This window comes from Streptococcus oralis (assembly GCF_001578945.1).
Classification (GTDB): Bacteria; Bacillota; Bacilli; order Lactobacillales; family Streptococcaceae; genus Streptococcus; species Streptococcus oralis_Q.
Map to the genome: position 1 here is coordinate 240,355 of NZ_KQ969552.1, position 7,053 is coordinate 247,407.

The window sequence follows — 7,053 nt, forward strand, 5'->3', positions numbered from 1 at the left end:
CTTGCCCTCGGAATCTTGGCTCATTTTATCGATATCCGCATGGGCGCAGGGGATTTTCTCTTTCTGGCTTCTTGTGCTCTCGTCTTTAGCGCGACCGAATTACTGATCTTGATCCAGTTTGCTGCTGCGACGGGCATCCTTGCCTTTCTCCTGCAAAAGAAAAAGGAAAGACTTCCTTTCGTGCCTTTCCTCTTACTTGCTGCTGGTGTGATTATTTTTGGTAAGCTACTGCTTGCTTAATAAATTCTTCAATGGGCTCTCCTTGGTGGAGGGCTTTTACGATTTTCGAACCGACGATGACACCATCTGACACCGCATTGAAGCGTTCTATATCAGCCTGACTAGACACACCAAAACCTGTCAAGACCGGGATGTCGGCTACTTGATGCAATTGCGCCAAGTGCTTGTCCAAGTCTGCACGGTAATTGCCTGATTTCCCTGTCACCCCATTGATGGCAACGGCATAGACAAAGCCTTCTGCCCCCTTGATCAACTCTTTTTGACGCTCAAGTCCTGTTGTCAAACTTACTAGGGGGAGCAAGGCAATGTCTGTATCTGCCAAATAAGGTTCTACAAAGTTGGCATGCTCATGAGGCAGGTCTGGGATAATCAAGCCCTTAACCGCTGTATCTGCCAGATCTTTGACAAATTTCTCAACACCGTACTGAAAGAGGGGGTTGAAGTAGGTCATGATGACAAGCGGAATTTCTGTTTGAATGGTTTTCAAGGTTTCAACCAAAGCTTGGGTAGAAGTTCCATGAGCTAGACTGCGCAAGCCTGCTTCTTCGATCACAGGTCCATCTGCAACAGGGTCTGAAAAGGGAATACCCACTTCAATGGCAGAGACTCCCAAATCTTCTAAAAAGTGGATTGTTTCAGCGAGACCATCCAAACCTATCTCATGGTCCCCAGCCATGATATAAGGAACAAAAATCCCTCTTCCAGCTGCTTTGATAGCGTTCAATTTCTCTGTTAGTGTCTTAGGCATGGGCTTCTCCCTTCTTTGCCGCATCTGCTTCCAAGCGGTCTTTGACTTGAACTACATCCTTGTCCCCACGACCGGATAGGCAGACAATCATAGACTTGTCTGGTCCAAGTTCTTTGGCCAATTTCACTGCAAAGGCAATGGCATGGCTAGATTCCAAGGCTGGGATAATCCCTTCCACGCGAGACAAGAGTTGGAATCCTTCCAAGGCTTCCTCGTCAGTCACAGGAACATAGCTGGCACGTTTGATATCGTGGTAGTGAGAGTGTTCCGGACCGATACCAGGATAGTCTAACCCTGCTGAGATAGAGAAGGCTTCAAGAATTTGACCATGAGCATCTTGGAGCACATCCATAAGAGAACCGTGGAGAACACCTGGACGTCCCTTGGTCAAAGTCGCTGCGTGGTGATCCGTGTCCACACCAAGTCCAGCTGCTTCAGCCCCATACATAGCTACAGACTCATCTTCTACAAATGGATGGAAGAGACCGATAGCATTAGAACCACCACCAACACAGGCTACTAGGGCATCTGGTAGATTTTCACCTGTCAATTCACGGTACTGTTGTTTGGCTTCTCGACCAATGACACTTTGGAAGTCACGAACGATTTCTGGGAAAGGATGAGGTCCCAAGGCTGAACCAAGGATATAGTGGGTATCGTCGATATTTGCCACCCATGAACGAAGGGCTGCATTGACTGCGTCCTTGAGCACGCGCGAACCATCTGTCACAGCCTCGACCTTGGCTCCCAAAAGCTCCATACGGAAGACATTAAGGGCTTGGCGTTTGACATCTTCCTCACCCATGTAGATGGTACATTCCATATTAAAGAGAGCCGCAGCTGTTGCAGTTGCCACACCGTGCTGACCAGCACCTGTTTCAGCGATAATTTTCTTTTTGCCCATGCGTTTAGCCAGAAGAACCTGTCCCAAGGCATTGTTAATCTTGTGGGCCCCTGTATGGTTAAGGTCTTCCCGTTTAAGGTAAATCTTGGCTCCGCCGATATGCTGGGTCAAGTTTTTTGCATAGTAAAGGGGAGTTTCACGTCCCACATACTGGCGTAAAAGTTGGTTTAATTCCTCTTGGAAACTTGGGTCTGCTTGACTTTCACGGTAGGCCTTCTCCAACTCCAAGACTGCTGTCATCAATGTTTCTGGGACAAAACGTCCGCCGAATTTTCCGTAAAATCCATCTTTATTTGGTTCTTGATATGCCATTCTTTGCCCTCTCTATAAATCTTCTAATCTTTTCATGATCTTTCTGTCCATCTGTCTCCACTCCGCTTGATACATCTACTGCATAGGGAGTGAAGTGTTGAATTGCTTTTGCTACATTGTCTTCATTGAGCCCGCCTGCGATAAAGAAAGGCTGAGCTAGTCCAGACGTATCCAATCGTCCCCAGTCAAAGGTCCGGCCACTTCCTGCCACAGGGGCATCAAAGAGGAGATAATCTGCCCGAGAACTTGGCACATGGCCATTTCCATCCACCTGAACAGCCTGAATGCTAGCACAAGGCAAATTCTCAAACAAATCATCTGCTACCTGACCATGAACTTGAACCAAGTCCAAACCAACTTTTTCAATCACTTCTAGCAGTTCTGTCCGACTTGGTGAAACAAATACCCCAACCTTTTTGACATCTACAGGAATGAGCTTTGCCAGCTCAGCAGCCTCTTCCAAGGTCACCTGTCTTTTACTAGGTGCAAAGACAAAACCGATGTAGTCCGCCCCTGCTGAAACGGCTGTTTCCACCGCTTCTTTGGTCGATAATCCACAAATCTTAACCTTTGTCAATCTGTAACTCCTTGATTCTTTGAGCCACATCCTCTGCCTGCATGAGAGCTGTTCCCACCAAAATTCCGTTAAAGTATGGTGCTACTCGTTCCGCATCCTGCCCTGTGAAAATAGCAGATTCAGAAATATAATAGCGACCTTCTTCAAAGTGCTGGGCTAAGTCTACACTGGTCTGCAAGTCGACTTCAAAGGTGGTCAAGTTGCGGTTGTTAACCCCAATAATCTCCGCACCAAGTCTGTGGGCCACTTCAAGTTCAGCTAGATTGTGAGTCTCCACCAAGACTTCCAGACCAAGCTCTGTCGCGTAGTCATAGAGTTCCTTGAGGCGTTCTTCTGACAAGGCTGCGACGATGAGCAGGATGACTGTCGCACCGGCATTGCGAGCACGGATGATTTGCTTTTCATCGATGATAAAATCCTTGTTGAGCGTCGGAATCTGTACCTGACTGGAAATCTCTCGTAGATAATCCAAATGCCCTTTAAAGAAGACTTCATCTGTCAAAACCGAAATCATCACTGCTCCGTTCGCTTCATAAGTCTGGGCCTGTTGCACAATATCCACATCGAGATTGATATCTCCCAGACTAGGGCTAGCCTTCTTGACCTCAGAGATTACCTGCAAACGGTCTTGATGTTGTTTTAAATAGTCAGCTAAGCGATAGGTCTGGCGCAAGGGCTGCACTTCCTCCAGCTCCATCTGCTCGACTTCATGCGCCTTCTGCTCTAAAATTCGTGCTAAAAATTCCTGACTCATTTTTGGTACTCCTGTAACAGTCTGAGTTTTTCAAGGGCCTTGCCACTAGCAATCACTTGACGAGCCAAGGCAACTCCTTCCTTGATACTATCTACCTTACCATTGGCATAGAAACCAAGGCCAGCATTTAAAACAGTCGTTTCCAAGAATGGACTTGGTTCGTTTTGAAGAACGCTGAGCAAAATTTCTGCATTTTCCTGAGCATTCCCTCCACGAATATCTTCGATAGCATAGCGTTCCATTCCCAAATCCTCTGGAGTGAAGCTTGACAAGGTAATTTCGCCATTTTCAAGAAGAGCAATCTTGGTTGTTCCGTTCAAGCCAGCTTCATCTAGCCCTTCTGGTCCAGCAACCACAATGGCACGCTTGCGACCCATATTTTTCAAAACCTGAGCGGTACTTTCTAGAAGTTCTGGACGACTAATTCCAAGAAGCTGTGTTTCCAAGGCCATTGGATGAATCAGTGGACCAGTCAAGTTCATGATTGTTGGAATTCCCAATTCCAAACGAGCTGGCATGATGTATTTCATTGCTGGGTGCATATTTTTAGCAAAGAGAAAGACGATTCCAGTTTTATCAAAGACTTTACCTAGTTCAGCTGGTTTGAGGTCTAGATTGATGCCCAATGCTTGAAGGACGTCTGCCGAACCCGATTTAGAAGAAATCGAACGGTTACCGTGCTTGGCCATATGAACACCGCCACCAGCCAAGACAAAGGCTGCAGTTGTTGAGATGTTAAAGCTGAAGGACTTATCCCCACCTGTACCACAGTTGTCCATAGCATCATGAATTTCAGTTGGAATGTGTTGGGCATGTCCTCTCATGACTTGTGCAATGGCTGTGCGCTCTTCAGGTGTTTCCCCCTTCATCTTAAGAGCCAAAAGGAGAGAAGCAATCTGCGCTTCGGTTACACGCCCAGTTACGATACGCTCAATGACGTCTGTCATTTCCACACCTGATAAATTTTCAAATTTTGCTAGTTTTTCAATAATCTCTTTCATCCTAGTTTCCTCACTTTACAACTTTCTCGATAAAATTCCGAATAGAAGACAAGCCATCTGGCGTTCCGATACTTTCTGGATGGTACTGGAAGCCATAAATCGGCAGGCTTTTGTGTTGAATTCCCATAATGGCTTGGTCATCAGTCGAACGAGCTGTCACTTCAAAGTCTTCTGGCATTTCTTCAATCAAAATACTATGATAACGCATGACTGGACGACCATCCTCAATACCTTGATACAAAACAGATGGCGCTTCAAAGCTGATATTGCTCTGTTTTCCATGCATGACTTTTGGAGCCAAACCTAGCTTGCCACCAAAGACTTCTGCAATGGCTTGGTGTCCCAAACAAATCCCTAGAATCGGTTTCTTACCTGCAAAGTCACGAATCATGTCTTCCATCTTTCCAGCATCAACCGGCCAACCAGGACCGGGAGAAAAAACCAGACCATCTGCTTTTTCAGCTTCTTCATATAGCTTGGGATCATCATTTCTCAAGACCTGTACTTCTGCAAAATTCCCAATGTATTGAGCCAAGTTATAGGTAAAAGAATCATAGTTGTCAATCAATAAAATCATGGTCTTAGTTCTCCAATTCTAGTCATAGATTTTGCCTTGTTAATGGTTTCTTGGTATTCGTTTTGGGCGATAGAGTCGTAGACAATCCCTGCCCCAGCCTGCACATAAGCTGTTTGATTTTTGAGAATCATAGTTCGGATGGCAATGGCGAAATCCATATCGCCCGTTGCAGACAAGTAGCCGATTGCTCCTGCGTATACGCCACGTTTTTCTGTTTCCAGTTCATAGATGCGTCTCATGGCCCGAATCTTTGGTGCTCCTGAAACTGTCCCAGCTGGAAGTGTAGCTTTCAAGGCATCCATAGCAGTGAGTTCGGGAAGCAAACGCCCTTTCACAACACTGGTCAAATGCATGACATAGCGGAAGAACTCCACTTCCATATACTTGGTGACTTGAACACTTGCCGTTTCAGAGATGCGACCGATATCATTGCGTCCCAAGTCTACCAACATCCGATGTTCTGCTGTTTCCTTCTCATCAGAAAGCAGGTCTGTCGCCAAGACCTTGTCTTCTTCATCCGTAGCCCCTCTTGGTCGTGTACCCGCAATCGGATTGGTAGTTACGATGCCATTTTTGACAGAAACCAAACTTTCAGGACTGGCACCGATGATTTGATAATCCCCAAAATCATAGAAATAGAGGTAATTAGATGGATTGGTCACGCGAAGATTTCTGTAGAAGTCAAATGGATTTCCAGTAACTTCTGCTGAGAAGCGTTGACTGAGCACGCATTGGAACATATCTCCGTTACGAATCAATTCGCGAGCGGTTTCCACCATTTGCTCAAACTTCTGAGGAGCGATATGCGGTTTGAAGTCCAGCGGAGATAAATCCAAGTCTTCAAATTCATTTGAAGCAGGGATGCGTAATTCCTCAAGTACTTGGTTCAAGGCTTCTTCCAAGTCTTCTTGGCTACGATCACTATAGAGGGCATCCTCGATAACATGGATTTTTTCCTTCTTGTGGTCAAAGACCATATAGCTCTCATAGACAAAGAAATGCATGTCTGGCGTCCCAATGGTATCTTCAGGGATTTGACCGATTTCCTCATAGAGCGAAATCATATCGTAACCGACAAAGCCAATAGCCCCCCACCAAAAGGTAGATCTGAATGGTGCTGGCTCTTATGAGTCACTTCATAAAGGAAATCCAAAGGATCCCGATCAATCACTTGACCATTTTGATAAAGGACTCCATTTTCAAACTTAATCTCAAAAACAGGATTATAGGCTAAGATAGAAAAACGAGCGGTTTCCTTGTCTCTCGGAATACTCTCTAAGATAACCTTGTGTTGCCCCTTTAGGCGCATATAAGCCAAGATTGGTGATAAGACATCTCCATGAATGATTCGTTCCATTGTAATTTCCCTTTCAGTTTCTTATTTTTAATTTTTTGTCTTTTTTCTATTTCCCTTAAATAGTGCGGACGGGAGGTAAAATTATCCAGTGGATGATTTTAGAAATCCATGAAATGAAAGACCTAATTTTTGAGCTCCTCGCTCATTCATTTCTAGGCTCAGGCTAAAATAGTTCCCCGAACTATTTTACTCTCAAAAATTCCGTTCTAGAGAAGCATAGTTGCTTCTCTAGAATACCACTATGGCGGGAAATAGCGGTTCAATGCTCACTTCGTTCGCAAATATTTTATAGAAATCTATCTATTGATGAAGCATAGTTTGAAACTGATGACCATATCTACGATAAATATATAAAAATCCCCACGCAAAATAACTTGCGTGAGGACGAAATTCGCGGTGCCACCTCAATTATAGGATTTCTCCTATCTCTCATTCCTGTCTCAGAACCTTCCTGTAACAGGCTGTGCGATAAAGGGCACTCCCTTGAGAATTATGTTTTCTTCTCTTGTTTCAGACGGACCCAACCTTACAGCTTTCTCTGCTTGTTTCCAGCAACCACAAGCTCTCTGTGAGAGAAAAGACT

6 protein-coding genes and 2 pseudogenes are annotated in these 7,053 nt (G+C 45.1%); 1 reads left to right on the plus strand and 7 read right to left on the minus strand.

Features of this window, described 5'->3' with window-relative positions; genetic code table 11:
• Positions 1 to 240 (plus strand): annotated as a pseudogene (locus SORDD16_RS06600) (prepilin peptidase); the annotation flags it as partial.
• Here SORDD16_RS06600 and trpA read toward each other — a convergent pair.
• The 7 genes and pseudogenes from trpA to trpE form a co-directional block, all read right to left on the minus strand.
• The gene (gene trpA, locus SORDD16_RS06605) at positions 212 to 988 is read right to left on the minus strand and encodes a tryptophan synthase subunit alpha (RefSeq protein WP_061452808.1); all 777 of its coding nucleotides are present in this window, start codon (positions 986 to 988) and stop codon (positions 212 to 214) included. The pseudogene SORDD16_RS06600 and the gene trpA overlap by 29 nt on opposite strands.
• A complete protein-coding gene (gene trpB / locus SORDD16_RS06610) occupies positions 981 to 2,204 on the minus strand; it encodes a tryptophan synthase subunit beta (protein ID WP_061452809.1) in 1,224 nt (407 codons plus the stop codon). Before trpB ends, trpA begins: the two co-directional genes overlap by 8 nt.
• Positions 2,182 to 2,781, minus strand: coding sequence for a phosphoribosylanthranilate isomerase (locus tag SORDD16_RS06615; RefSeq protein ID WP_061452810.1), 600 nt, complete (start codon positions 2,779 to 2,781; stop codon positions 2,182 to 2,184). The genes trpB and SORDD16_RS06615 overlap by 23 nt, the downstream gene beginning before the upstream one ends.
• Complete coding sequence (trpC, locus tag SORDD16_RS06620; RefSeq protein ID WP_061452811.1) at positions 2,768 to 3,535, minus strand: indole-3-glycerol phosphate synthase TrpC; 768 nt, start codon at positions 3,533 to 3,535, stop codon at positions 2,768 to 2,770. The genes SORDD16_RS06615 and trpC overlap by 14 nt, the downstream gene beginning before the upstream one ends.
• The gene (gene trpD / locus SORDD16_RS06625; RefSeq protein WP_061452812.1) at positions 3,532 to 4,536 is read right to left on the minus strand and encodes an anthranilate phosphoribosyltransferase; all 1,005 of its coding nucleotides are present in this window, start codon (positions 4,534 to 4,536) and stop codon (positions 3,532 to 3,534) included. Before trpD ends, trpC begins: the two co-directional genes overlap by 4 nt.
• Positions 4,537 to 4,546: 10 nt before the next feature.
• Positions 4,547 to 5,113 carry an aminodeoxychorismate/anthranilate synthase component II gene (locus SORDD16_RS06630; protein WP_049505612.1) on the minus strand — a complete coding sequence of 189 codons (567 nt, stop codon included), beginning with the start codon at positions 5,111 to 5,113 and terminating at the stop codon, positions 4,547 to 4,549.
• Positions 5,110 to 6,470, minus strand: a pseudogene (trpE, locus tag SORDD16_RS06635) (anthranilate synthase component I). Before trpE ends, SORDD16_RS06630 begins: the two are co-directional and overlap by 4 nt.
• Positions 6,471 to 7,053: the final 583 nt, after the last annotated feature.